Genomic DNA, 25,693 nt, shown 5'->3' with positions numbered 1-25,693 from the left:
CTAAATGTTTGCGAAAGTCATAGACTGGGTTCAAGGCACCCGCGAGCTGCTTAAAGAGTGTTTGAATGATGAGGATGGAGATAAACATAAATCAGTAGATCTTAATCCTGACGAGCATCACTACCCTTCATTTACCGAGCATCTATTGCCTTATCAGTATTTTGATGAGGAGTCTAAGTTGTTTTTTAATGAATACAATGCCGGATTAATCTATCGAATCATTCCTTTAACTGGTGCGAATGAACAAATCGCAGAGCAACTGGATACCCTGCTTCAATCAAAGGTCTCACATGACTTTACCTTGCAGTTGATTTGCGTCAAACACAACCAGGTGGGGCATGAGATTGAGGCATTTACCCGTCAATTTGAAAGGCGTGAGTTTAAAAATTTAGGCCTTTTAGGGGATAACCTCAAAGCATTTTATCAGCATGCTGCCATTCATGGCTTTAAAACCAATACGATAAGTACACCACGCTTGACGAATACTGAGTGCTTTATTGTGATTGATAAAGTCAATGAGGAATCAGAGAGTGATTTAAAAGCCTGTTTTGGTCAGTTTCGCGTGTCGTTTGAAGCCTCTCTAACTGCGGCTAAAATTGGGTATAAACGAGGGGATCCCATTGATTTTTTACATTTGCTTAATTTCTATCTGGCAAACTGCCCAGATGCGATTGTGCCCAAGCTTATTCCCTATGACAAAACCAAGTTACTTAAAGAACAGGCACTTTCCCATGACTTTGATGCAGAGATTAAAAACGATGGGGTATTGATTCGTGGTGTGAATGATAAGGGATGCGCTTATGAAACTGCGGTGTCAGTGCTGACCATCGACAGGTTGCCAGGCGAGTATCATTTGTGGGAGAACATTAATAATACGAGCAATATTTTCCACCCGGATAAAAGCATCCCCTGCAATCATATAGTGTCTGTGACTTATCTTGTAGAAGAACAGGGTAAGGCGCAGGGTCGTGCTAATCGTAAAACCCGCGACCTGGATAAGAAATTAAAAAGTGATTATGCAGTGAATGTGGCAGGAACTGAAACTCAAGCGCGTGTGTGGCGTACCTTCCGTGATGATTTATCAGCACAAAAGACCCGATCCGTTAAAATGCTATATAACGTGGTACTTTTTTCAAGATTGCATGAAAAAGAGCGGGATGTAGAGGCAACACGTACAGCGTTTGCATTCAACGGTATTAAACTAGCACAGTGCAAACGTATGCAATGGCCTTATTTTTTAGTGTCCATGCCGTTTTTTTTCACCGGAAATCTGGTTAAAGACTTCTCTTTGCCTACTATGATGTGGCCTATCTCCTCCTGGAACGCAACCCAATACATGCCGCTTCTTGCTGATTGGTCGGGCGTTGGCCGTGGCATTTTACTTCCTACCATGCGCGATCAGTTCGCATGCATCGATCCTTTTTCAGGGGTATTTGGAACGAATTACAATATGGCAGTGACGGGTACTTCGGGTGGTGGCAAGAGTTTTTTTATTCAAATGCTGATGCTTAATGTGCTCTTTAATGGTGGGGATATATTCATCATTGATGTAGGCGGAAGCTATAAAAAATTGTGTGAGGCACTTGGCGGGACTTATCTCGAATACCGTAATTTAGCAATGAATCCGTTTACTCATGTCACCGATATTTTACGTGAGATTGATGATCTTATTGCGTTGTTTGAGTTATTTACCTGTCCGACTAGTGGTGCTACAGATGATGATAGAGGTACGTTACGAGAGGCCATACTGAGGTCTTTTGATAAGTATCAGAACAAGACTCTTATTGATAATGTATCTCACGAATTATTAGCCTTATATGACGCGGATCGCGAAACCTATCCTACAGCACGGATACTATCCAAAAATTTACAGCGTTATTGGTCGGATGCAGAACACGGCAAAGCGTTTAATGAGCCGTCTCAATTATCGCCACATGCTCGCATCATTGTTGTGGATTTGAAGGAAATTGAAGACAACAAAAGCATTCGTGCGCCGGTTCTTTTATCAGTGATGTCTCAATTTCAACGCAGGATCTTTAATTCAGATAGAGACAAACAAAAGATGTGCATCATTGATGAGGCATGGTCTTTTTTTACAGGGGATGCGATTGCTGCCAACTTCATCACTAAAGGATTTCGTACAGGACGTCGGCACAAAGCCTCGTTTGTAACGGTAACGCAAGGAATTGAGGATTATTTTGAATTTTCAGAAGCCCGTGCAGCGTGGGAGAACTCTGCTCTAAAGCTTATTTTTTTACAGGAAGAATCACCACTTTCAGAGCATCAAAAAAAGCACGACACGTTTTCTGACTATGAGATGAGCATCCTTAAATCCTTTCCTAAAGCCAAAGAAGCAGGATTCTCGCAAGTGCTGCTGCGAGCCAATGGCATTTCCTCTTTTCATCGTTTGTTTGTCGACCCCTTTACCCGTGTGCTTCTGTCTTCTGATGGCGATGATTATCAAGCCGTCCTTAATTATGTAACACAGGGCTTAGACTTTCTTGATGCGGTGTCCCTGGTGGCTCATGAACATTATGGAGAAGCTCATGCTGCTTAATCGGATGACTATAAAACAAGGGGTTATAGTAGGCGCGGTTGGATTTGTGCTGGTGTTCGCTCTTGGTTTGAATATAGGGCAAAAACCCACGGCGCTTGTCGTGGTAGACCTGACTCGTGCCATTCAAAAGCCTTCACTGATGCTTGCGCATTCCAAGCTTTCAAAAGACGCGCAATCAAAGCTCATGAAGCAGTTTTCTGCCCTGTTACCTCAGGTAATAAAAGCCTATGGGCAGACCCATCGAGTGACCGTGATGAGTGCCACTGTTTTGGCAAGTAATAACAGTCTTGATGTGACTGATAAGGTAGTCGCTGAGACTATTACAAGGATGAAGCATGAAGCTTAACCTAATAACGGGACTTGGCTTCTTCTTTATCGGTCTGTTCCTGCTTCTTCCTGTAAGTCATTCCAAGGATTTAGGCCACTATGGTCAAGTATTTCCGGTGATTGAAGCCGATTTAAGAGAGCTAATCATGAAGCGCTTAACTGAGATGCAAGAAAGCGGTGCACTTTTAAAGCATCAACGTCTTATTGAACAGCGAGTGGCAGAACACATTATCAGACCTAAGCCCTTAACTCTTGCGCCTACAAAAACGCCTAAAACATTTCGTATTGATCCAACTGTTTTGGTATCCCACGATGTAGCCTTGCCCGATGGAACCCTCATTGCTAAAAAGGGGACAGCAATTAACCCCTTTAATCACCTTCAATTTTCTAAAACACTGATTTTTTTCAATGCCGATGATGCAAACCAGATGGCCTGGGTAAAGAAACATTATAACGATTATCACTACGTCAAATTTATTTTGATAAGCGGCGATATCCGACAAGCCTCTGAGCACTTTGGGCGAATCTATTTTGATTTAGAAGGACGAATCACCAGTCAACTTCATATTAAACACGTGCCCTCGGTGGTCAGCCAGGATGGGCTTTATTGGAAAGTTGTCGAGATTGGAGTGAATGATGAATAAAGGTCTGGTCGCTCTGCTCCTGTGGTGCCTAGCACTGCTGCCTCTATATGCTTCCCCATGTAAAGGTCACTTTGTTAATCCTATCAAGGATGTGTGCTGGAATTGCCTATTTCCACTGACTATTGGGGCATCAAAAGTGGTTAAAAGTCGCTACCCCGACACAAAAAACCCAAAAAGCCCCTTGTGCTCATGCCCGCAGAAAGGACAGTTGTTTGGCATTACCCTTGGCTTTTGGGAACCCTTTGCCTTAGTTGATGTGACAAGAAAGCCTTATTGTATGGTGAATTTAGGCGTGCAATTGAATATTAAAGACCAAGGTTTAGGCGGTTCTCAAATGCCTGAAACTGACGGGCGAGGGGCTTTTTATTACGTGCATTGGTATAAATACCCACTCATGTATTGGTTGCAAATTTTAACATCCATTGGTTGTATGGAAGACCAAGACTTTGACATCCTCTTTCCTTCAGAGCTTGACCCCACTTGGAATGACTCGGAGTTTGCATTTGTCTTAAATCCTGAAGCCACGCTGTTTAGCAGTCCCCCTGCAAGGCAGGCTTGCGCGCTGGATGCAACGAGTGCTTTGGCAGCAACTGCTATCGATTCTCTTTTTTGGTGCCAAGGTGCTCAAGGCTCAACCTATCCTTTAACAGGCTTTGTGGCGAATCAATCAAGCCCCATTTCAGCAGCAGCCCTTCTTGCAGAGCGAACTGATTTTAAATTGCATCGCATCGGTGCTATTGCCGATTCGGTAGGCAAAAATTCCCCTGCGATTTGTAAAACTTATAGGTCGGCTATTTTGCCTAAAAGCCGTTATCGCTATCAATTGGTTAATACCCTGCCGGATGCAAAGCAATGTCAGCCCTTTGGGCGTTCTGTTATTACCTGGGAAACAGGGCATATGAAACCGGGTGAGGGCGATAATTTTGGGTTTTTAATCTGGCGAAAGAAAAATTGTTGTTTTCTTTAAAGGGGAGTGTTTAAGGATGGCCAACATGCTGAATAAAATTATGTTTGTAAGTTTGGTTTGCTGGGCAGTGACTAGCCTTGCCAATACCAATGACACCATTAGAACCTACGAAACTGAAGGGCTTGATGCATTAGCGCTTACGTCAACGACTCAAATTGAAACCTTGAAAGCGACCTCTATCCGTACGCAATCGGAACACAAGAGTCTTATCGATAACTTGATGCAAAATGCTAAAAGTGGTTTACAAGGCATGCAAAAACCTCAAGCGGCAGACGGTGCTGTATTGTTTGTATCGTTTTCAATGCCGGACTCGCTTTTATTTGCACTGGCTGATGAAGCCGCTCTTTTTAATATTCCTGTCGTTATTAATGGTCTTGTGGAGGGGGATTTTAAAAAAACCATTGAAACCTTCAAGCGACTTCATACGGAGGCAAAAAAACAACAGTTTAATTTTAAAGGGGTGTCGATTGATCCCGTCTGGTTTGCTCAGTTTCAAATTAAATCAGTGCCAGCCCTTGTGGTAACAGAGCCCCCAAAAACGTGCGCGATAGCGAGTGATTGTGACAATCAACCGTTTGATGTGGTGTATGGCAATGCAAGCTTAAGAAAGGCCTTAGAACTGATTGCTAAAAAAGGGGATGTGGTAGCAGATCGTGCACGAACTATTCTGGAGCGTGGACATGACTAGAATCAATTGGGTGCTGGTGTTAAGCCTGGGATTTTCATTGACTGTGTTTGCTAATAGCACGCCTTACGATTTTCAACAATCAAAGGACTATGCAAAATCATTAAGCTCTCAAATGCGTGATGCTATTAATCAATTTCATCCCGAAACCACGTTCAAAGACTATAGCAGCACGCCTCCTGAAGCCCATTTTTATTTAGGGACAGAGCATGAAAAAATTGATTTGAGCACAGCGGCTACTCAAGCTTTAAAGAATGATGTTGGCGGCAAAACGGTGAGTGATAATTTTGGCAAAACAACCTTTGAAATTAATAAAAACAGTGAAGCAATCAAGCAGTCCCAACTGATTGAAAAAGACAGTTATGCCATGACTCATGGGCTTTGTACCGACGCGAAAGAAATTTGCGAAGTCAAAGCACATGATGAAATTTGTTATCGCTCAAGGCAGTTGCCTGATGAGCGTTGTCTTAAAAAACGAAAAGTAACCATGGCCGCTGAAACAATTAACCAACGCGCTGATTTTTATTTTGTGGTCCCTCAAAAGTGGTCAGGCTTTGTGACCGTTAATTTAGTAACGGGTGTTATGACGAATACAGCGGGAGGTTATCTCACTAATCCGATTCGCTTCACTAAGCCTTGCGAATCAATGACTGCAACCGTTCATGCGATTTTAAATAATCAAGACAGTGTCTCATGGATTAGCGTGGTTGAACTTCCAAGCTGTCTGAACAATGGTCTTATGATACTCAATATCACCAAACACTTTAGCAGAGCGTATCCTGTGCAGGTAGCTTTAACCATTGACGCGCACTCGAAACCCTACGTAAGAACTGAGACTTGGGACAATGGCTGTGTAAGCCTTGAGGACAAAGGCAGCTTGTGCCAACTAAAAAATCAACAATGTCTTGATGCCAATTCGACAAAAATAATTGATGGAGTTCCCCTTTTGCGCGATTGTTGGGAGATAGAGCATATTTACTCTTGCTCAAGTCCCGCGGTGGATGAATGCCGCTTGCAAAAAGAAAAAGGGTGTTTTCAGCTAAGCTCTCACTGTGAAAGAACGGATGCTATAGGCTGTGCGCTCTACAGCCAAGTTTACCGTTGCGAGGAAAACGTTTGTCATAAGGCTGCTGTTTGCTTAAAAGATGTTTTTTGTGCTGATGGTAACTGTGTGGATACCACACCTTCCCAAAATGAGGACTTTGGCAAAGCGATAGCCCCTTTGGCAACAGCAGCAGAAGCCGGTCGAGAATTTTCTAAAACGCAAGCGTCTCTTTTTGCAGGCCATCCCGTTCAATGCAAAATCTGGATTGCGAATCTCATTGATTGCTGTTCGCATAAAGGCTGGGCTGACAAAATTCATCTTGATTTATGCCGCGAAGAAGACAAAGCCTTAGGCAAAGCGAAGCTTAATTATTTAGCGCATTACGTGGGTAAATACTGCAGTGAAAAAGTCTTAGGCGTCTGCACGGAACATAAGCGCAGCTATTGTGTCTTTGATAGCAAAATGGCACGACTTATTCAGGAAGAAGGGCGCTTAAAGCAACTTAATGCAAAAGCATTGGGTGATGCAGAGCACACAACCTGCGCAGGTCTTAGTGTCGCTGAATTAGAACAATTGGATATGGGTCGCATTGATTTTGTGAGTCCGGTCTACCCCTATCCTTTTGGACACGCTATGAAAGAGGCAGGCATTGTCAGTGATTTTAAACTCGATAGCCCTGATGCTGCGGCATCCCTTTCAGAGATGACGCGACGCATCCAACAAAAGGCAGGTCAATGATGAAACTAGTTGCCTGCCTTTTGATTTTAATGACAATGCCGGCCTTCGCAGATTTAATGAAGGTGCCGGCGCATGGTTTTCATTGGTACACCGAGGAGCCAAAAGAATTAACTAAACCACTGCCAAAACTAAATAACACTCCAACGCTAACGCCCTATGAAAAACTCATGGCGGTACGAAAGGCAACCTTAAACAAGCTTGCAAGCGCCTTAATTGCACCCTCATTGGATGCAACCTATGAGTATATGAAAGCACAGCAGTACTATGCCAAAAACAACCAGAAATTTGTGCAATACTGGCAACAGGTACTGATGTCACATCCTGAGCTTGATAACACCTTAAATTTTCCTACCGACAACACGGCGGTGGCGATTCAAAACGACTCAATGAATCTTTTAATGGAGCGGGTTATACAGGAAGGAGCTAAGCGCTATGGCTTCATTCTTTTTTACAAAGGCAACAGTTCGATTTCACAAAAATTTGTAGCACACCTTGTGCCCTTTGTTAATCAAACCCACTTTTCAATGATTTCGGTTACAACCGATGGTCAACCCATCCAAGGTCTACCAAATCCAAAAAGCGTGCCCCTTAAGCTTATCCAAAAGAACATGAATTTGAAATCTCGCTACATGCCAGCCCTTTTTCTCGTTGATTTAAAAACACAAACGATGTCGCCCTTATCTTATGGCTTTGTCTCCATAACCGCGTTAAAGGAACGCTTATTGGATGTGGCGACTCATTATAAACGATTCAGTTATGAGGGATTTGAAGCATGATGCTACGCACTTTATTTTTAATGCTCTTCTTTCTGACACAACCCTTACAAGCCAATGTGGCGGTGGATGAGCTCAATGCGCTGATTTTGAAAAAACAAACGCTAAGGCCTGCTGCTAAAAAGGATGAGCGCGAAAGAAAAAACTTATCCTCTAACTATTATTTTGCTTATATTTATCGCAGCACCTGCCCGCATTGTCAGAAATTTTCACCTGTTCTGAAGGACTTTTCAGACAGTTTTCATATCAAGGTTCGCGCATTTAGCCTTGATAATGAGTCTTTAGACAGCTTTGACACCACACCATTAACCCCTGAACTTTTTCAAACCTTTTATGTTGCCGGCGGTTATAAACCGTCAGTGCCTGCCTTATTTTTAGTAAACCGCCATACCTTGGAGGCCTATGCTGTCTTATTTGGTGAAGCTTCCCCTTATCAGTTAGCACGCCGAGTTCACGAATTAATGCGGCATATTGAGGAGAAGTTTCATGATTAAATGGTTAACGGTCGTATTACCTCTCGTTTTATGTAACTCCCTCAATGCCACAGCAAGTAGCGATCTCACTCATTTTTTCAATAATCTAGGTTATGCAAGCAATGTGACGGGTGCGTCATCCTATGAATCTCAAGCAGCAGGTTTTGCCTCCCTAGGCTCAGTCTATGCAAGAAATCAGGTTAGGAGCATTCAACTAGCGCACGTTGATGTGCCAGGGTTTCGCTCAGGCTGTGGGGGAATTGATATTTTTGCGGGTGGCGCCTCTTTTATAAAAGCTGACCAGATTGTGAAATTCATGCAATCAGTCTTAAGCTCTGGAGCAGGTTATGCGCTTAATTTGGCCCTAGAGATAGAATTACCTGAAATTGCTCATTCCATGCAATACATGCAGAAACTCGCGAATGACATTAACAGCACCAATTTTAACTCCTGTGAAATGGGTGAAAACCTGGCCGCGGCGGTTTGGCCAAAAAATCGAGCCGCGCATCAAAAGTTGTGTGAAGACATCGGCAGTCATACTGGGATGTTCCATGATTGGGCTGAAGCACGGCAAAAATGCTCGACGGGTGGTGAGATGGAAAAACACTTAGAAGCGGCAAAAACCAATCCCGAATATAAAGACCGTGTTTTATTAAACACTAATGTGGTGTGGGATTCATTACAACTGAATGAATTTATTAAGAATGACACCAATCTTTCTGAGGTCTACATGTCAATTTCAGGCACGTTGGTTTTTGATGCCAAAGGCAGTGTCCAAATCTATCCCTCCTTGGCTACGAATCAAGATTTTGTCAAAGCATTACTTTATGGCGGCCAATTGCCAAGCTATAAGTGCACTGACGGCGGCATACCTATTAAATGTGTAGGGATTAATGTCGCGGGCCATCAAACAATCGATAGCAAAGATGCCTTAGTGTTTCAGGTGAAGACCTTACTGCAAGGAATTTATGACAACATAAAGTCAGGAACAGCCCTTAGCCTTGAGCAAAAAGGATTAATTGAGTTGACTCAGCCTTCCGTTTTTCAATTAATTTCAGCGAGCGCCCAACAAAATATCGGCATTCAAAGTAGCTATGAACTGGCACAAAGTGTAGCGACTGATTTGCTTGCCCAATATTTGGCTAATTCGCTTGAAGTGATTCGCGCATCCCTTGCAGGTAAAGATTTAGGTAGCATTAATGAAGAGAAGCTTTTTAAGAATTTAGCAAGCGCACAACGATTTGTAGACCACTTTAATAGCGACACTCGAGCGCGTTTTAACGCAGCCCTTACAACCAATCAATTGGTGCAAAACAATGTAAAACAAGCCCTTAATGCACTTAATCCCCTATTAAGGCAGGCTTATACAGGAGGCGCGCAATGAGTCCTTTATTGATATACACGCCACAAAACGGAATTTTTTTAAAGGAATTGCTTGATGGAATGGCGCTTTTACTAGACTCATCAACCTTTGCCACCGCCTGTGACATCATCATGATTCTATCAGTCGCTATGGTGGGCTATCAGTACGTGCGAGGTAAAAAGCTAGAATCGTTGACACGGTTTATTCTGACCACTTTTTTAGTGACCTATTGTCTTCTAGGGCTTCGCGCACCCGTGGCCATTATTGACATGCAAACAGCAGAAGGGGCAGGGGAGGCCTTAACGGTTGATAATGTTCCTTTAGGTGTTGCCTTGCCTGCATCGCTTATTAGCGGCATGGGCTATGGAATAACCACAGGCTTTTCTGATGCGTTTCACATGCCAGACGGGCTGGAATACAACAAAACCGGCCTGATTTTTGGGGCAAGAACCTGGCTTGCTGCGACCCAAACTCGCCTTTCCATGTCCCCTGATTTGGCTGCCGACATGTCAGCCTATATTCGTCAATGTGTATTTGCGGCTAAAGTGCTTGCAAGCCATCAACTATCTGCTAAGAAACTGGTTAATAGCGACAATTTGAGCAAAACCTACTTTGAGAACCCCTCGCCTATTTATCGAGTAATTTTGCAGGATGGAACTAATTTAAGCTGTGGAGATGCTGCAACCAATTTGAAGAAGCGACTTCCGATTGCCGCAAAGCGTGAATTGGAGCGTTTAAATCAGTTAGTCACGACAGGGAGTTCTTCAACCCGTCCCAAACCGGGTGCAGAACCAAAAGTTGCTGAACTGTCTTTCAAGGATAGATTACAAGCAGCGCATACCTATTACATGAATATAACCACCGATGCGGCCGAAACGCTTACTCAAAATATTTTAATCAATGCGACCCGTGATGCGGCAAACGATGCCTTTGCTTTTGCAGGAGCAGATGCTGCCCTCATGAATTACACCAACACGAACAGTACCCAAAAAATGCACATAGCCGAAGCCAATAGTTTTTGGCTGGCAGGCTTTCGTCTGCCTTATTACATGACAGTCATGTGGATGCTAACGCTTTGTATTTTTCCCTTAGTCGTCTTAATTTCTTTTTTTCCGACGATGAACAACGTCTATTTCCTCTATTTACAATCACAAGTCTATCTTTGGTCATGGCCTCCGATGTTTATCATCTTTCATTGGTTTGTCTCGATGGCCTCCAGTGCCACAATCACGCTATTTGGTCAAAAAACGGGAGGGGTTACCTTTTCTAATATTGATTCGCTGGCTACCTTACACAGCAATTTTGCTTATACCGCGGGCGCCTTAGCGACAAGTGTGCCCGTTCTTGCCTATTATATTACTAAGGGTCTTGGCAGTATTTTAAGTACGTCATCCCAACATTTTGGTGGCATGGCTCAATCCCTATCCGTGAGTGAAGCACAATCTGCCGCACAAGGTAATGTTTCAATGGCCTCTTACAGCGGCTGGAATATGAATTATGATAATACCAGTGCAAATAATTTATCAGCAAACAAACACGATTCGAATTGGACAGATCTCCACGGCATGCATACCGAACAAATGGGAACCGGAGTTTTAAAGACCATCACGGGCAGTGGCGATGCCGTTTTTGATAGTAATCCTGCGATATCACGAGGGCCTTTGCACCTGTCCGATGCGAAAGCGCTGAGTGGTTCTTTAAATCAAGCGTTTGAAGCATCGAAGCAGGCGGCTGCTAACGAAAGTCAACATTACCAAACCTCCTTGTCAAATTTTGCCCATAGTGCCGTGCAGTTATCAAAAATGCAAGCACAGGATTTGCGTTTGGGCGATGGTGTGTCAGAAAGTGAATCAGGACAATACAACCAGGCACTCTCCACGATGACTCATATCGCCTCGGAAGTAGCAAAACGCGAAGGCATAACGCAGGAAGATGCACTCGCTCGAATGACTTCCGCCGGATTAAATGCTCAAGCAGGTGTTTCAAGTGATCGAAGTATGCTGGGAAGCCTTGGAAAATATGCGTTTGGGGTAAGTGGTGGTGTTGATGGTCATGCAAAAATAGAGCGTTCCTCAACCTCAAGTGATCGTTTCCATGAAGGAACAGAGAGTAGTGCGTCGGCTAAGGAAGCCGCTGACTTTAATCAGGCGCTTAATTACGTCAGCCATTTTGCAAAAACGCATCATTTTGATAACAGTCACTCCGAAGGGGCGAATCTTTCAAATCAGTTGGGCGCTGATTTGCGCGATGCGCAAACCGCAAGTCATAATTACGATGCCTCCATGTCGAAAGCCTCTCGTATCAGCACGGCTAAAAGTTATGTGGAATCAAACTCAGAGCAAATGACGACCGATCTCAATCAGGCCTTCGCAGGCTTTGTTGCCAGCCGTGTGGGCGAATCAGCGCGTGATGAGTTGTATTCACATCCCGGGGATTTAGCTTCGTTGCAACAATTACAAACCCTTGGCAGTGAATTTATTAGTGAAAAACGGGATGATTTAATTGCTCGCTACGGGAATGCAGGGAAAAACGCCGCCATTGATACCATTTATCAGAAGGCCGCAGCCCCATTAAGCACTAAAGAAGCGGAAATGAGTGCGAGCTTCTACAAAACTAGTGATGGATTGCAGGATCAGGGTAGAACAATGGGTTTAGGGGTAAATGCAGCCTCTGCCCAAAGCATGCAGCAAGCTATCAATCATCAACTGGATTTGACAGTGAAGGAGACAACGGCTGGAGGAGGGCGCCTTAAGAGTCAATACCAACAAGCAGTGAATACAACTAACAATGATGTGGCGGCAGGAAAAAAACTAGGGCAAACCAATTTGGTAGTTCCTGCTTATTTTACTCAATGGGTCGATCATCATGATAAATCAGCCCAAAAAAAGGAGCTTATCCATGAGGACTAAGGAAATGAATACACAGGAATTAAAAGAGGCCATCACTAAAGATATTGAGACACTAAAAACACTGGATGTAGACATCATGCCTGCTGACGCGTATTACAAGGCGAACAGTCGTTTGTTTTTGCGTGTTTTTTTAAAATTATACGGGACAATTATTCTAGGATTTATACTTCCTTGCCCTTTTTATTGGCGGGAATTGATGAGTTTCTCCGCTCATGAACTGCTTTACCTCTTTATTTGGATGCCGCTGATGGCTCTGGGTCTATGTGCTTTTGCGTTTCTTTTTATATACAGTTCTTTAAATCACTACGTTTTAATCAATCATCAATTAAAAGGCCATCTTAAAACTGGGGATTTAATAGTAAAGCAAATCAGACTGGCTGGAACTATAGCCTATCGCATCTATGCCGCTGTTATTCTTATTCCTTCACTTTTTTTATTTCCTAGCGCTGCGTTATTTCTGGCATTTGGCGCTTTTTTTATTAGCGGTATAGTAACCAGTATTCTTGTTGAGATGGAACTTAATCGCATTGGAATCAGCACGCTGTTTACTCTTGTAAAAAACTATTTTGATAGGGAAAAAAAGCCTATAGCTGACTTTTCTCAAAATAAATAAAACCAATCAAAAAGATTAAATTTTAACCACAAAAAGAAGCAGTGGAAGCCGCTGCTTTGCCCAAATTAAGAATAAGAGGTTTAAAAATGAGCAACGAATCGAATTACAAACATTATACCCGAGGCGGCCAGATTTCATTTCATAATCTGCGCATGTGGTTTCAGATTAACAAAGCACTCTTTCAAGTGTATCTATTCATTTGGGCAGTATTATCTGTTCTAGTAACTTGGGTTTCTGCACCGCATGGAATGATAAGTCAGGCTTTGGCTTATCACGGCGCTCATTTTTATCACTTAGCAGGGAAGTCTCATGTGTTCTCTATCCCTGTTAAAGGGGGATATGCATCACAAACCGTTGAACAGATACTTCACAATCACTATTTTGCTGCAACTTCCGAACGCTTACTGACTTTGTTTTTACAGTCAGTTCTATGGGCCTTTCCTTTGTCATTAATTGTGGCACTTTTAGTAAGCCGTTATTTTATTTATCGCGGAAAAGCGCAAACGCAAAATCAATTTATTCGCGGGGCAAGTTTAGTGCCCGCTGAGACGCTTAAAAAACAAATTATTAAAGAAAAGAAAGCATCTGATTTAACTCTTGATGGATTCCCCCTTTTGCAAGGGGCAGAAGTACAGCATGTATTAGTGCATGGCACGGTCGGGATGGGAAAAAGTCAGTTCATTATGAAATTGATGGATTGTTTACGTGCGCGTGGCGATAGGGTGATTGTCTATGATAAGGGGTGCACGTTTACTGAAGCCTATTTTCAGGAAAGCCATGATGTCTTACTAAATCCCTTTGATGCGCGTTGTGCTAACTGGGATTTGTGGCGGGAAGCACCAAAAGATGAATTACTCGAAAATATGGCGGAAAGCTTAATTCCAATGCATGGTGAAACCGATCCGTTTTGGGTTAATGCAGCGCGCACTGTCTTTGCATCAGTCGCAAGTAAAATGCGCGAAGACAACGAACGCTCCTTAGACAAGCTAATACGGTTGCTGGTAACGGGTGAGTTTAGCGAGTTAGAACCGTATCTTGTAGGCACGGCTGCAGCGACTTTAGTCAGTAACAAAATAGAAAAAACAGCTATATCCATTCGGTCTGTCATTACAACCTATCTCAAATCGATGCAATCGTTAAGTGGTCTTGAGGCCTCAAGCCATGCCCCCTTTTCGATTCGTGATTATCTTTTAAACAAGGATTTGGCAGGTTGGCTCTTTATTTCATCCAATGGAGAACAACATAAATCCTTAAAGCCCTTGATTTCCATGTGGATTGCTATGGCATCCCTAACACTTTTAAGTTTGCCAGAAGATGCTAATAGACGAATTTGGTTTATTTGTGATGAGCTACCGAGCTTGCACAAATTACCTCTTTTGGGTGAAACCATTGCCGAAGTCAGGAAATTTGGCGGTTGTTTCTTGCTGGGAATGCAAAGTTTTAGCCAGTTAGAAAAAGTCTATGGGCGTAGTGGGGCGGCTGAAATTTTTGACTTGCTCAATACCCGTGCTTTTTTTGCAAGCCCTAGCCATGAAATGGCGCAGCTCGTGAGCAAAGAACTCGGGAATGAAGAAATTGATGACACGCGAGAAAATTATTCCTACGGCGCTAACTCTATTCGTGATGGTATTTCCTTAGGAAAAAACCGTATTACGCGTCCTTTAGTGACTTACCCTGAAATTATGGGACTTGATCCTCTGACCTGTTACCTGCGCTTACCTGGTCAATATCCTATTACTAAATTGGAACTTCATTATCAAAAAAGAAGTGCAAAGGCCGCTGGTTTTCTACCTCGTGCCATACCGTCTCTTCCTGCCTGTAATGCCGCTCTTAAAAATGAGTCTGCTGACAATAACTCAACAGACCGTCGTGTAGATGTTCAAGCACCAACCAATAAAAAGCGTGTTGAACGTGAGTGCGATATGGAATCCATTTTTTGAGAGAGGAATAAATCATGTTAAGCCTACGAGTTAAACCAATTAAAAAGCCTGACTATTATTTTGATAAAGAAAATTATTATTATACGAATCAGTTAACTACCGAATGGGTTGGATTAAGTGCTGCGCGTCAAAACCTTTCAGGAGAGGTCAACGTGCTCGATCTTGAAGCCGTTGTCAGCGGTACATTACCAAGCGGTGATGTGATTAAGGGTTTGAAATCAGCCAATGGCGAAATCAACAAGCGTGGCGGTTATGATTTGACCTTCTCCGCACCTAAATCGGTGTCTTATCTTGCGTTGGTCTGTGGCCATAAAGAATTTGTTGATTTGCACTTAAATGCCGTAAAAACCGTATTAAAACTAATCGAAAAGGAAGCTGCTGAAGCACGCAAGTCAGGGAAAGAAGGTATGGAGTATGAAAAAACAGGGAATCTTTGTTTTGCAACCATTCTTCATGATACCTCGCGCGAACAAGATCCCCTGCTTCATGTCCATGCGTTATTGATGAATCTTACTGAGCGTCTTGATGGCAAGTGGCGTGCTTTAGCTTCTGATATCAGTCGCAATCACGGCACCATGGAATGGATTATGGATAACCAAATCTTTTTAGGCCTTGTTTACCGCTCTGAAATTGCGCTTGGTTTAAAAAACATGGGGTTGGAAATAGAGCAAACGGGTGATGCGCATGGTTTATTTGAAATCAAACATTTTGATAAGGCTCTCTTATCGCAATTTTCAAAACGCCGCGCGCAAGTTGAGGAACAAATAAAAGGCATGCACTCTGATTCCTTAAAAGCTTATGACAGGGCCACTCTAGATTCCCGCAAGGCAAAAGAAGTGACAGACCCCGAGGTATTGCGTGAACGCTGGAACAAAGAAAGCGAAGCCTTAGGCGTTAATCCATCGACTTATTTAGCTACTTTGAAAGAACAAACTCAAGCCGCACACTCGATAAAGGATCTTAAGTTCAAGAGTCAAGAGTTTGGCATGGGTGTGTTTGATGCTATTGCTCACTTAGAAGAAAAAAAACTTAAGTTTACTTATCAGGAGCTATTGCAGACAAGCCTCCATTTTTCATTAGGTGAGCAGGGTTTTGATGCGCTGATTTCTCATATTGAACAGGCGCTTAGCACACAACAGCTTATTGCTCTTGATACGGAAGATACTTGTTTTACGACGCCTAAACTAATCAATAAAGAGCGTGAACTTATTAAAAAAATCTCAACCTTTAGGCCACAAAAAAATGCCATAGTACGCGATACGAATAAAGTAGGTGAATTAACAAATAATGAGTCCATTCAAAGGGGTGTTACCCAGGCCTTATTTCATAAAGAGGGGGTTGTGCGAATCAAACAGGAAAGTGCTACATCACGAGAGCTTTTAAGCACTTTAATCGATTATGCAGAAACATCAAAAAAAATTAGAGTACTTAGCCCTACAACTCTTTCTGCACTAAGCATTAATCAGGACATGACCAAATCAGCGCCTTCTTTGTGGCAATGGATTTTATCTATTGGAAAGCAGGATTTGTGCGAAACAGTTGCAGGATTTAATTACCGTCATGAGTCTGATCATAGGCTGCCTTTTTTTAAAAGTAAAAAAGAGGGCGAGTTACTCATTGTGGATGAGTCACAGCGCCTTTCTCCTGATGAGATGAACACCTTATTATCCATTGCAGATAGGAGGGCTGCCAAAGTAATTCTTCTGGAAAAATCACAATCCTTATCTGGATTTAAATCAGACATACCCGGTCTTCTTGATAAAGCTCAGGTAAAAACATTTAAAGTTGAAGACAGACCATTGCACACCACCACTATTAATCTTATCGAGGCGCGAGAAAAACATTCACGTATTTTAAAAACAGCGCAGATGTATAGCGCCCTACCATTGAACCAGAGACAGAATACCCGGGTATTAACCGCATCGAAGCTGGAAGCAAAAGAGGTTAATGATGCGATTCGATCAAGGTTAAAAGAGCAGGGTGAGATTTCATCGGATGAAAAAAACATCAATACCTTGACCCGACTATTTCTGACCGATAGTGAGAAAAAATTGGCTAAAAGTTACAAGAAAGATTTTGTATTAATCCATAACACACGCACAGAGTCTAAAAAATTCACCGTGATTAGTGTTAATGAGAAGGATAATCTGCTGGTTGTGCGTAACCACCATGGACTCCTATCCCAACTGCCTGCTAAAAACATCACACAATCCATGCAGGTTTACGAACAAACCCCATTATCTGTGGGGATAGGTGATAAATTAGTAGCCACAGGCAGCCTTTCTTTTGAGGGTCTAAAAATGGGTGCGCAGTATGAAGTATCTGCGTTCACTCGCAATGGGATTAAGATAAAAAATGGAAAAAGCACCATTCACCTAATCACGAGCACCGAAAAATATCTTCCTTTAAATTATGCATATGCCAAAACCATGCATGCTAATGATTTTAAGTCTGTTGAAAAAACGCTCGTGACTCTACCGGCCTATGCTCTTCGTCAAAACACCCTGTCGTTGTTATCGGAATCAAGTAAAGAAGAGTTAATGATTATTACCGATGATGTGGATAAGGCCAATCGATATGCACTGAAAACTACCTCTCAAGCTTCGGCAATTTCCTTAACTTTAGAGGCTGCTAAAACAAATCATGGCGCGCACATTATTGATAACGCCACAACAAATGAACTGCTAACAACCCTTGAGAAAGCCTTAGACCTTTTGTCCGCTGAAAAACCAATAAAAAGTGATGCAGAAAAAGCGCTGCAATTTGCTATTGCCCATCTTTCAGAGCGAGAAGCAGCATTTGAAAGGGCAGAAGTACTTAAGGTTGCACTTCACAAGGCTATTGGGAAGTCAGGCTTTAACGAATTGGATAGTATGTTAGATAAGGTTATAAAAAGCGGTGATTTAATTTCTGGACAGCAGAATTTATTGACCACCAAAGAAGCGGTGGCTTTTGAAGAATCGATTATTAATACCGTTAGGGCAGGTATTAACACGCTTAATCCGTTGATGAGTAATGATGAGGCACGTAGTCAATTAGAACAGGCGAATCTTACAAAAGGACAAAAAGAAGCTTGTGAGTTAATCACAACTACAGCCGATCAATTCATTATGATTCAGGGCTATGCAGGAACGGGTAAAACAACCATGAATCGTACGGCCATTGATACCATTGAGCATGCAAAATCAATGGTACCTGGTGGCTTTGATATTGTTGCAGTAGCCCCAACACATCAGGCGGTGAAGGAAATGAAAGCATTAGGTATTCAGGCACAAACCCTAAAAAGTTTTCTTATTGAACAAGAACAAGAGCCTACATTAACCAATAATTCACTGCTACTTCTCGATGAATCATCGATGGTATCCAATCGAGACTGCGCAAGCTTAGTCCAAAAAATTAAAGATTCGGGCGCCCGTTGCGCTTTTCTGGGAGATATTAGTCAACATCAGAGTATTGAGAGCGGAAAACCAAGTAAGATATTGATGCAGGAGGGCAGCATTCGCGTGGCCACTATGGATGAGCTGGTAAGGCAGCAAGTCGTAGGTTATAAAAAAGCCATTGAAACCTTAATTGGCGGGGATACCGACAAGGCTTTAGCTCAATTAGCAGCGCTACCCTTAGTTTCCATTGAACGAAATAAAGAGGACAGTCCTTATTATGAGATTAAATGCTCTGTTATGGAAACAGGTAAAAAGGATGATGAGCACCAACTCGTACCTTCAAAACAAGAGGCTAATGAGACTCCTTTGCAGCAGTTAAAGCAAAATAGCCCCATTGAAATGGCAGTAGGGGACTATTTATCCCGTACTCCTGCTTGTCGTGATAATACCATTGTTATTATTCATGAAAACAAAAAAAGAGAGATTGCAAACACTCTTATACGGGATGCTCTAATGGAAGAATCCTCTCTAGGCTCTGAAAATAAGTCATTCCCTCGATTATTAAGTACGAACTACACCACCGCAGAGCTTTATTATTGTGAAACTTATCGTGACTGTTTAAAAAAAGATGGGGAGTATTTTTTAAAAAAGGGGGATCAATATTTCAAAGTGGTTTCTGTGGATGAATCAGCTAAAGTAGTGGTTTTAAATGATATCAAAGGAAATAAAACTGTATTTGTACCTGAAAAAGAAAATAAGGATTGGAAAATCGAATTATTTCAATCAAAGCCAGGAAAAATCTCTGTTGGTGAAAAAATTCATTTTAAAAAATCTGATAAGCTTTTAGGGCGTTTTGCTAATGAACGGGCGCAAGTAACTGATGTACAGGATGAATCTTTTACAGTAAAAGACAGCAGTGGAGCAACTCATGTGTTACACAAAAAGGAGATGAAGGATTCTCATTGGGACTATAGTTATACGGCCACCAGTTATTCTATTCAGGGAGCCTCATCTCCTTTTGTCATAGGAGTTGCCGAAACAAGAAATGCTAAAGTAAATCATTTGCGTTCGTTCTACATCATGGCAACGCGTGGCTCAATGCATGCCATGATTTACACAGATAACTATAAGAAATTGCAAAAACAACTGCGTGTTACCCCAGAAAAAACCTCAGCCTTGGAAGCTTTAAATCGCCTTAATAAAGACATCAAAACAAAGGCAGTCACAAACCCCTCAGTTATACCAAAGACTGTACCTAGCACGCCCATAATAAAGGAAAAAGCAGTCCAGTATGACGCAAAGGTAATTGCCCAAAATTTATCGCATCATGCTGAACTAGTCATCGAGTCCTTGCTCGGGGAACCGAATAGAGCACTTTCTTCAAAAAATGAATATCGTTACGGAACAAACGGTAGTTTAAGCTTTTGTTTAAGTGGGGAAAAACGAGGGACATGGTATAACTTTGAAACCCTTGATAAAGGAAATATGCTTCATTTGATTCAAAAAACATTGAATCTGAATTTTAAAGAAAGCCTTGAATATGCGGCAAAAGTAACAGGCGATGATTTAAAAGAAAGCATTAAAGTGATGAGTAAAAAGCCTGGTGAGTTTAAAGAAAAAATAGATAATCAAAAGAGTAAGACCCAAGATTATGGTTTGCAATTGGCGCGTGAATCAAAGCCTATAATGGGCACGATTGCAGAAAAATATTTGAAAGAAATAAGAAAAATTCACAATATTTCTGGGGAGAATATTCGTTTTCATCCTCATGTCTATACCCATAAAAGTGAAGCAGTAACCTACAGACCGGCATTATTAAATATTGCCCGGGACAAAGACAATAAGATAGTCGCTGTAGAAGCAATATACCTGGATAAAGAAACAGCAAATAAACCAATAATGAAAATGAAAGATAAGAAATCTTATGGTTCAAAAGCAGGCTCTGGGGTTATCTTAAGCGAAGGCCATGGAAAAGAAAGTGTTACCTACCTTGCAGAAGGGGTTGTAACAGGATTAAGTGTTCGAGATGCAGTGCATAATGAACGGGTTATAGCCACCCTTGGCAAGGAAAACTTCCCTAACATTGATATGGCGTTACTTACGAATAAAGTGGTTCTTTGTCTTGATAATGATGGCAAACCTATTAAAGATGACAAAGCAATTATTCTAACTATTGAACGATTAAAGAAGCATGGAAAGACCGTAGAAATTTCCATGCCAATACGGGAAAAAGATTTTAATGATGTGAATAAATCCAGTGGAATACAAGGGGTTGTTGACACATTAAACAAAGCGGTAAGTATTGATAAAATACTTGGAGTCACTAATAAAATCGATGTGAATGAAGACCAAATCAAGAATTGTCTTGAGAACATTTCACGACAATTAAAAATAGAAATACCTGAAAACAAAAATCAATCCATTGAAAAAATAAGAACGTTACAACGTGAGGAAATGGAAATTTATTAGTCTTAAAGAGAGTTGATTGATGTTATTCAGGATCTATTAATAATAGCTATTCTCATGGAGTTCATCATGCAACTAATCGATCAAATTGACATCAAATGAGGTTTATTATGCGCGATACAGTTCATATTTTTACTGCATTTATTTTCGCTTTAATCGGTACATTTTTTATGATGAATGGGGTATTTAATCGGCTCTTAATGACGGTGCCCATTGATGTACCTATTATCATTATTCTTGCTCTCTTTATTATGTTGATTTTTTGTAAAAAAATTATAAAAGGCTTAAAGAAAATCAACAGATACACATGGCTAATTATTGTCTGTTACCTATTAGGAACCTTAACCATGGAATATCAGACCTATAAGTTTAGTGTGCCTTTAGAAGGGGTATTTATGACGTTTCCTTTGGTGATGGCATTCATTTATTGGTCATATAAAAACAATAAAGTCTTCTTGTTGAGCAGTTCTGAAATGACGAAAAAAGAGGCTTTTAAAACTGATTTATTCCTGATATCCACATCATTTTTATTAGCATGATTTTTATCTTTAATGATGGATTTGGATAATAGTGATCTTAGAGCTTTTTGGCCATTTTTAATCTTTTTATCAGCATATATGGATTTATATTTTCATTAATTTACGCTTTATCAGGACTTTTTCTCAATGAGAACCATACAAAATACACTTTATTTTTCGCATCAGCAATTATGCTAATTTACAGTTTGCTAAGCTTTTTACCAAGAAAAATTGGGCTTTTAAATGGTGGTGAAATTGAAGTTTTTTATGCACTATCAATCCTATTATTATTTCTTCATTTAGTTTTTATTTTAGGTTTTCAAGTAAAAATGAGGCTGTTAAAAAACTAAATAATGCGTGACAAAACACTTAAAGGTTTCACTATGGAAACCCTTATTAAACAGTTCAGTTGCTATTTTATTAACTCGCAGAATCATTATAATGACTTAGTTATTAATATAGCCATCCACAAAATTATCTACTTTCTTCTTAAGTGCCGCGATATGATCATCTGCATTGATTGATCCTTCTGGCAGTTTGTTTTTATCGTAAACGCAACGAAAAATATCCGCACTGACCGCAAGCAATCTTAAAAGATGCGTTGTGTGTTGCCGATTCAATTCCTCTTCTTTTTCCAAGCGTCTTTTTTCATCCTCACTCACCGCTGGATTGTCTTTGTTATGGAGATAAACCTTAATCCCTAATTCAATCATTTCTTTCATGGTTTGAGATGATGAATCATGTCCTTCATCTTTTTTTATTGATTCGAGCTGGTCGATTGTTTTTTGATTTAGATAACAATAAGCCTTGGGCATAAATTCCTCTATTTAACTGATAATGCACATTCCGCACGTCTGTTTTCAATGGTTTTATAGAATTGTACCATTTAATAGTGGGTGTGGAATAGGTGTCTATTGGCTATTTAAAGGCTTTTTTATATCAATAAATAGGTGTGGATTAGGTGTTGATTTATTTTAACTTATTGATTAATATATAAGAGTGTATCAACACCCATGAGCAATTGAGGTGCTAATCAAATTCAAAATGCCAAATCATGGTTAACTGTATGAATAATAAAGGAAATATTTTAGGCAATGACCATTGCGAGGGGTGTGCTGCTTTTGATTTTCTATCCTATTTCATTTTGTATTTAGATCTCATTTTTTCTTTTTGATTTGAATTTATGGTTTTTCTAAGCGTCTCTCAATGGCGCGTTTGTGATTGAATTATTTGAAACTGCCAAAGGAATTGAGTATCGCGTTCAACACCTCTACTGAAAACTGGATAAACCAGCAAGCTCAATGATTTATGGATTGCTGAACAAAAACGTGATCAACTTAAGGTGGAATGTTTCATAGATCATGCAGCATAAAATTGGCTGCATGTGCTTGTTTTGATTTTAAATCTGCTTTGGTGAGTTGAACATGGATTTTATTTAAGCTCAGTCATCTATGCGAGTTTTAAGCGCGCCTTTCAATGGCGTGGTTTTGATTAATTTCATTTGTCCTAATAATCCAAAACACTTAAATTAATTTTTTAAAAAATAGTTAAAATAATGTGATATTTCCATTGAATAAAAATAACAGTTATAGAAAAATTCTTCATTATCCTTCTATAAGAAGGATGTTAAAAGCGCAATTTTTATATATACTATTCCAGTTTTATACGATTGAACATAACTTTAAATTACTAGGATTCACTAATGCCAAAAATAAAAAAAACAGCTTCGGACAAAGAAAAAGAATTAGTCAATATCATAGCTGATGCAAAAAAGAAATTAAGCAAGCTTCAGGAAAAACAAAAAATTGATATAGGTGAACTTGCTTATAAACATGGCCTGAACAAATTTGATTTAACTGCTCTGGACAATGCGTTTAAAAAGATTTCTCTTGAATTGGCTGAAGCTTAATAATTCATTCATTGAGTTAAAATACAACTCGAACCTGCCCCAAAAAATAGAGATTATTTTATCCGTTTTAATTTTAAATTAATGGAATTTAATCATAAAATAATTCCAAAAAATGAATAAAAACATAGGGAAATTATTGAATTTTTAGCGAATTATTGATACTATAGAGGGGTAGTTAAGTCGTGATATTAAACTGCTGAAACAGTCTAATATCACTAATCACCAACACTTACGAGAGTGAAAATGACTAAGCATAACCTATCAAAATTATTATATTCTTTCAAATCCTTTCTTAATCATTCTAAAAGAAAACAGGTTTATCTTAAAACTCTTGAAGCAGATTACATCCGCCTATCCTCTGAGCTTAACCAGATCAAACAATTATTAATTCACATTTAGTGGTGAGCTTTCTAGTTAGATTAGAATAAGAAAGGAGAATTTAGAATGAGCAAACCGGTATGGGTACAAGTACGTTGGAGTGAATCGAGCAAGTTTAAAGATAACGAGCTTATTCCTTTTGCAGATTTTGAGCGTAAGGCTCAGGCTGTTGCGATTCACAAAGGCCGTAAGATGCAACCTATGGAGCAGTATTGCGGATATTACAAGACTAAAGTTAATGTGCTGTTTGATGATGGCAATGAATATGAGTGCCGACTAGATTTAGCCCCGCGCGATACATTGGGATTTCGTGACCATGTTGAGCAGTTGATAAGATATTATGAGAACCAGCTTGATGACTCAGCCGAGCAAGATTATGTGGTTCAGGCATACAAAGAGAATTACGACTTTTTGAAAACGGTTATTTGGGAATAATCTCCCAATAGAACAGGATTGGTTCTGAGATGGGCTAATCCTCTCTTTACAGTACATATACTGTTTTTTAATGGTGTTACTTAACTAGACGAGATAATACGAATGGCAAGTACAATAGCGTGGCAAATTTCTGATGATTTTGATTTGATGGTTGATGATGGTGAGTTTGATTGTCCATCAGAAGCAAATGAGCAGTTTCTCAATATGGTTCAATCGGCTGCGATATCGCACATCCAAGAGAATAACCAAGAAATTTATGCGTTTCTAGATGGTAGCACGATTAAATTCAAAGGGAATTCTTATCGTGTGGAGTCCTCAGCATGAGATACACAAACGTAAGTGACAAAGAATATAAAGGATTTGACATAACCATTTACGAAATGAAGCAAGGCGATTACATTCTTGATGTAAAAAAACCATGCGGTGAGTTGATAGCTGGCTGGGAACACAAGAAAACATTCAATTGCGCAATGATGACAGGTGTTAATTACATTGATGAGATGGTAGCGCGCGGGGTGGAAGCATGATAGAGCAAGCAAGTAAGTAAGTTTCACACTGGGTTGATTCGCAGAATGACGATAGTGTGGCGCAACGGTGAAATGATTAGCTGGGCGCTAGATTGAGCCTCTCTTTGTGATAGGATTGGCAAGTTGGGCTAATTCAAATAATTTACTGCTGAACAGGCAGCAACATTAAAAATTTTGAGGGGTTAGGTATGTAAACTTATCGACAAAATAAAGTTATAACCAAACTCTTAAAGTTTAATCTCTTAAATCTTATTTTCCCTGAGCTAGAACAAATTAATATGATTTAGTTGCAAAATTACCATATAAAAGGTATAATTATGGAATGATATTTGAATATGATACCGACAAAAATAACACTAATAAGATAAAACACGGCATCGATTTCGAAGAGGCTAAGCTTTTATGGTGTGACCCAATGCGATTAGAAATACCGGCCAAAAATACTGATGAGCCAAGATTTCTGATTATTGGGTTAATTGGCGAGAAACATTGGTCTGCTGTGGTAACGTACCGCAATAAAAACATAAGAATTATTTCTGTCAGGCGGGCTAGAAAAGAGGAGGTAGAGCTTTATGAAAGCATCTGAATTTGACGACAAATTTGATTCTGGCGAAGATATAACTGACATGTTAGATCTAAAGGCCGCAAAACGATCTGGATTAGATGTTAAGCGAATCAATGTGGATTTCCCTGAATGGATGATTGAGTCGCTTGATAAAGAAGCTAACAGAATAGGCACGTCACGCCAATCCCTAATAAAATTTTGGATAGCAGATAAACTTGATCACCGAACGTGTTAGGCGCTATTAGATTTAATTTTAATTCAGATTAAGAAATTAAACAGCAAAAAGTGAAATTTAACTTTTTATGGCAATGGTAAAAATATCAAAATTATGATTTATAATCAGATAGTTACGCTAGGTCTGATTATCGAAATAATCAGGGGTTTCGGCCAGCAATTTGCTATTTTAGCCGGTGGCATATTATGCGAATAATCATGCCTGTCAACTTCACTGTCCTATAATAGCTGCAACTTGGCCTGGGAT

General features: G+C 40.4%; 21 protein-coding genes. 20 read left to right on the top strand and 1 reads right to left on the bottom strand.

Annotated elements, in window-relative coordinates; all coding sequences use genetic code 11:
- Positions 1-4: 4 nt before the first annotated feature.
- The 14 genes from traC to Ldro_RS06365 all read left to right on the top strand — a co-directional run bounded on the left by traC (position 5) and on the right by Ldro_RS06365 (position 21,419).
- On the top strand, positions 5-2,557 hold the full coding sequence (gene traC / locus Ldro_RS06430) for a type IV secretion system protein TraC (protein WP_058495576.1): 2,553 nt from the start codon (positions 5-7) through the stop codon (positions 2,555-2,557).
- A complete protein-coding gene (locus tag Ldro_RS06425) occupies positions 2,547-2,903 on the top strand; it encodes a TrbI F-type domain-containing protein (protein ID WP_058495575.1) in 357 nt (118 codons plus the stop codon). Before traC ends, Ldro_RS06425 begins: the two co-directional genes overlap by 11 nt.
- Complete coding sequence (traW, locus tag Ldro_RS06420; RefSeq protein ID WP_058495574.1) at positions 2,893-3,528, top strand: type-F conjugative transfer system protein TraW; 636 nt, start codon at positions 2,893-2,895, stop codon at positions 3,526-3,528. Before Ldro_RS06425 ends, traW begins: the two co-directional genes overlap by 11 nt.
- Positions 3,518-4,495, top strand: coding sequence for a conjugal transfer pilus assembly protein TraU (gene traU, locus Ldro_RS06415; protein WP_058495573.1), 978 nt, complete (start codon positions 3,518-3,520; stop codon positions 4,493-4,495). The genes traW and traU overlap by 11 nt, the downstream gene beginning before the upstream one ends.
- A 25-nt stretch (positions 4,496-4,520) precedes the next feature.
- Complete coding sequence (gene trbC, locus Ldro_RS06410; protein WP_058495572.1) at positions 4,521-5,183, top strand: type-F conjugative transfer system pilin assembly protein TrbC; 663 nt, start codon at positions 4,521-4,523, stop codon at positions 5,181-5,183.
- Positions 5,176-6,963, top strand: coding sequence for a type-F conjugative transfer system mating-pair stabilization protein TraN (traN, locus tag Ldro_RS06405; protein WP_058495571.1), 1,788 nt, complete (start codon positions 5,176-5,178; stop codon positions 6,961-6,963). The genes trbC and traN overlap by 8 nt, the downstream gene beginning before the upstream one ends.
- Complete coding sequence (gene traF, locus Ldro_RS06400) at positions 6,960-7,739, top strand: type-F conjugative transfer system pilin assembly protein TraF (protein ID WP_238583981.1); 780 nt, start codon at positions 6,960-6,962, stop codon at positions 7,737-7,739. Before traN ends, traF begins: the two co-directional genes overlap by 4 nt.
- On the top strand, positions 7,736-8,230 hold the full coding sequence (gene trbB / locus Ldro_RS06395; RefSeq protein WP_058495570.1) for a type-F conjugative transfer system pilin assembly thiol-disulfide isomerase TrbB: 495 nt from the start codon (positions 7,736-7,738) through the stop codon (positions 8,228-8,230). Before traF ends, trbB begins: the two co-directional genes overlap by 4 nt.
- Entirely contained in the window at positions 8,223-9,593 is a 1,371-nt protein-coding gene (locus tag Ldro_RS06390) for a conjugal transfer protein TraH (protein WP_058495569.1), read from the top strand. The genes trbB and Ldro_RS06390 overlap by 8 nt, the downstream gene beginning before the upstream one ends.
- On the top strand, positions 9,590-12,481 hold the full coding sequence (locus Ldro_RS06385; RefSeq protein WP_058495568.1) for a conjugal transfer protein TraG N-terminal domain-containing protein: 2,892 nt from the start codon (positions 9,590-9,592) through the stop codon (positions 12,479-12,481). The genes Ldro_RS06390 and Ldro_RS06385 overlap by 4 nt, the downstream gene beginning before the upstream one ends.
- Entirely contained in the window at positions 12,471-13,094 is a 624-nt protein-coding gene (locus Ldro_RS06380) for a hypothetical protein (RefSeq protein ID WP_058495567.1), read from the top strand. The genes Ldro_RS06385 and Ldro_RS06380 overlap by 11 nt, the downstream gene beginning before the upstream one ends.
- Positions 13,095-13,180: 86 nt before the next feature.
- The gene (gene traD, locus Ldro_RS06375) at positions 13,181-15,034 is read left to right on the top strand and encodes a type IV conjugative transfer system coupling protein TraD (protein ID WP_058496082.1); all 1,854 of its coding nucleotides are present in this window, start codon (positions 13,181-13,183) and stop codon (positions 15,032-15,034) included.
- 14 nt (positions 15,035-15,048) lie between these two features.
- Positions 15,049-20,883, top strand: a complete 5,835-nt coding sequence (gene traI, locus Ldro_RS06370; RefSeq protein WP_058495566.1) for a conjugative transfer relaxase/helicase TraI — start codon at positions 15,049-15,051, stop codon at positions 20,881-20,883.
- 107 nt (positions 20,884-20,990) lie between these two features.
- Positions 20,991-21,419, top strand: coding sequence for a hypothetical protein (locus Ldro_RS06365; RefSeq protein ID WP_058495565.1), 429 nt, complete (start codon positions 20,991-20,993; stop codon positions 21,417-21,419).
- A 425-nt stretch (positions 21,420-21,844) separates the two neighbouring features.
- Here Ldro_RS06365 and Ldro_RS06355 read toward each other — a convergent pair whose 3' ends face one another.
- A complete protein-coding gene (locus tag Ldro_RS06355; RefSeq protein WP_058495563.1) occupies positions 21,845-22,213 on the bottom strand; it encodes a hypothetical protein in 369 nt (122 codons plus the stop codon).
- Positions 22,214-23,100: 887 nt separating this feature from the next.
- On the opposite strand from Ldro_RS06355, the gene Ldro_RS06350 reads away from it, so the two are divergent.
- The 6 genes from Ldro_RS06350 to brnA all read left to right on the top strand — a co-directional run bounded on the left by Ldro_RS06350 (position 23,101) and on the right by brnA (position 25,447).
- Positions 23,101-23,307 carry a hypothetical protein gene (locus tag Ldro_RS06350; protein ID WP_058495562.1) on the top strand — a complete coding sequence of 69 codons (207 nt, stop codon included), beginning with the start codon at positions 23,101-23,103 and terminating at the stop codon, positions 23,305-23,307.
- 444 nt (positions 23,308-23,751) lie between these two features.
- Positions 23,752-24,120 (top strand): LPD25 domain-containing protein, encoded by a 369-nt coding sequence (locus Ldro_RS06345; protein ID WP_058495561.1) that lies wholly within the window; start codon positions 23,752-23,754, stop codon positions 24,118-24,120.
- A gap of 102 nt (positions 24,121-24,222) precedes the next feature.
- Positions 24,223-24,444, top strand: coding sequence for a hypothetical protein (locus Ldro_RS06340; RefSeq protein ID WP_058495560.1), 222 nt, complete (start codon positions 24,223-24,225; stop codon positions 24,442-24,444).
- Positions 24,441-24,647: a hypothetical protein gene (locus Ldro_RS06335; RefSeq protein ID WP_058495559.1), complete on the top strand. Its 207-nt coding sequence runs from the start codon at positions 24,441-24,443 to the stop codon at positions 24,645-24,647. The genes Ldro_RS06340 and Ldro_RS06335 overlap by 4 nt, the downstream gene beginning before the upstream one ends.
- 322 nt (positions 24,648-24,969) lie before the next feature.
- Positions 24,970-25,233 (top strand): BrnT family toxin, encoded by a 264-nt coding sequence (locus tag Ldro_RS06330; protein ID WP_058495558.1) that lies wholly within the window; start codon positions 24,970-24,972, stop codon positions 25,231-25,233.
- Positions 25,220-25,447 carry a type II toxin-antitoxin system BrnA family antitoxin gene (gene brnA / locus Ldro_RS06325; RefSeq protein ID WP_058495557.1) on the top strand — a complete coding sequence of 76 codons (228 nt, stop codon included), beginning with the start codon at positions 25,220-25,222 and terminating at the stop codon, positions 25,445-25,447. Before Ldro_RS06330 ends, brnA begins: the two co-directional genes overlap by 14 nt.
- Positions 25,448-25,693 lie beyond the last annotated feature (246 nt).

This window comes from Legionella drozanskii LLAP-1 (genome assembly GCF_001467585.1).
Lineage (GTDB): Bacteria > Pseudomonadota > Gammaproteobacteria > Legionellales > Legionellaceae > Tatlockia > Tatlockia drozanskii.
Note: the sequence above shows the minus strand (reverse complement) of the source record. Positions and strands in the feature narration are given on the sequence as shown.

Bases quoted from the DNA above. Each gene is read 5' to 3' on its own strand.
- trbB (WP_058495570.1), top strand. From the start codon at position 7,736: ATGATGCTACGCACTTTATTTTTAATGCTCTTCTTTCTGACACAACCC.
- traD (WP_058496082.1), top strand. From the start codon at position 13,181: ATGAGCAACGAATCGAATTACAAACATTATACCCGAGGCGGCCAGATT.
- Ldro_RS06345 (WP_058495561.1), top strand. From the start codon at position 23,752: ATGAGCAAACCGGTATGGGTACAAGTACGTTGGAGTGAATCGAGCAAG.
- Ldro_RS06335 (WP_058495559.1), top strand. From the start codon at position 24,441: ATGAGATACACAAACGTAAGTGACAAAGAATATAAAGGATTTGACATA.
- trbC (WP_058495572.1), top strand. From the start codon at position 4,521: ATGCTGAATAAAATTATGTTTGTAAGTTTGGTTTGCTGGGCAGTGACT.
- traU (WP_058495573.1), top strand. From the start codon at position 3,518: ATGATGAATAAAGGTCTGGTCGCTCTGCTCCTGTGGTGCCTAGCACTG.
- Ldro_RS06350 (WP_058495562.1), top strand. From the start codon at position 23,101: ATGCCAAAAATAAAAAAAACAGCTTCGGACAAAGAAAAAGAATTAGTC.
- Ldro_RS06355 (WP_058495563.1), bottom strand. From the start codon at position 22,213: ATGCCCAAGGCTTATTGTTATCTAAATCAAAAAACAATCGACCAGCTC.
- traF (WP_238583981.1), top strand. From the start codon at position 6,960: ATGATGAAACTAGTTGCCTGCCTTTTGATTTTAATGACAATGCCGGCC.
- Ldro_RS06330 (WP_058495558.1), top strand. From the start codon at position 24,970: ATGATATTTGAATATGATACCGACAAAAATAACACTAATAAGATAAAA.
- traC (WP_058495576.1), top strand. From the start codon at position 5: ATGTTTGCGAAAGTCATAGACTGGGTTCAAGGCACCCGCGAGCTGCTT.
- brnA (WP_058495557.1), top strand. From the start codon at position 25,220: ATGAAAGCATCTGAATTTGACGACAAATTTGATTCTGGCGAAGATATA.
- Ldro_RS06365 (WP_058495565.1), top strand. From the start codon at position 20,991: ATGCGCGATACAGTTCATATTTTTACTGCATTTATTTTCGCTTTAATC.
- traW (WP_058495574.1), top strand. From the start codon at position 2,893: ATGAAGCTTAACCTAATAACGGGACTTGGCTTCTTCTTTATCGGTCTG.
- traN (WP_058495571.1), top strand. From the start codon at position 5,176: ATGACTAGAATCAATTGGGTGCTGGTGTTAAGCCTGGGATTTTCATTG.
- Ldro_RS06340 (WP_058495560.1), top strand. From the start codon at position 24,223: ATGGCAAGTACAATAGCGTGGCAAATTTCTGATGATTTTGATTTGATG.
- traI (WP_058495566.1), top strand. From the start codon at position 15,049: ATGTTAAGCCTACGAGTTAAACCAATTAAAAAGCCTGACTATTATTTT.
- Ldro_RS06380 (WP_058495567.1), top strand. From the start codon at position 12,471: ATGAGGACTAAGGAAATGAATACACAGGAATTAAAAGAGGCCATCACT.
- Ldro_RS06425 (WP_058495575.1), top strand. From the start codon at position 2,547: ATGCTGCTTAATCGGATGACTATAAAACAAGGGGTTATAGTAGGCGCG.
- Ldro_RS06385 (WP_058495568.1), top strand. From the start codon at position 9,590: ATGAGTCCTTTATTGATATACACGCCACAAAACGGAATTTTTTTAAAG.
- Ldro_RS06390 (WP_058495569.1), top strand. From the start codon at position 8,223: ATGATTAAATGGTTAACGGTCGTATTACCTCTCGTTTTATGTAACTCC.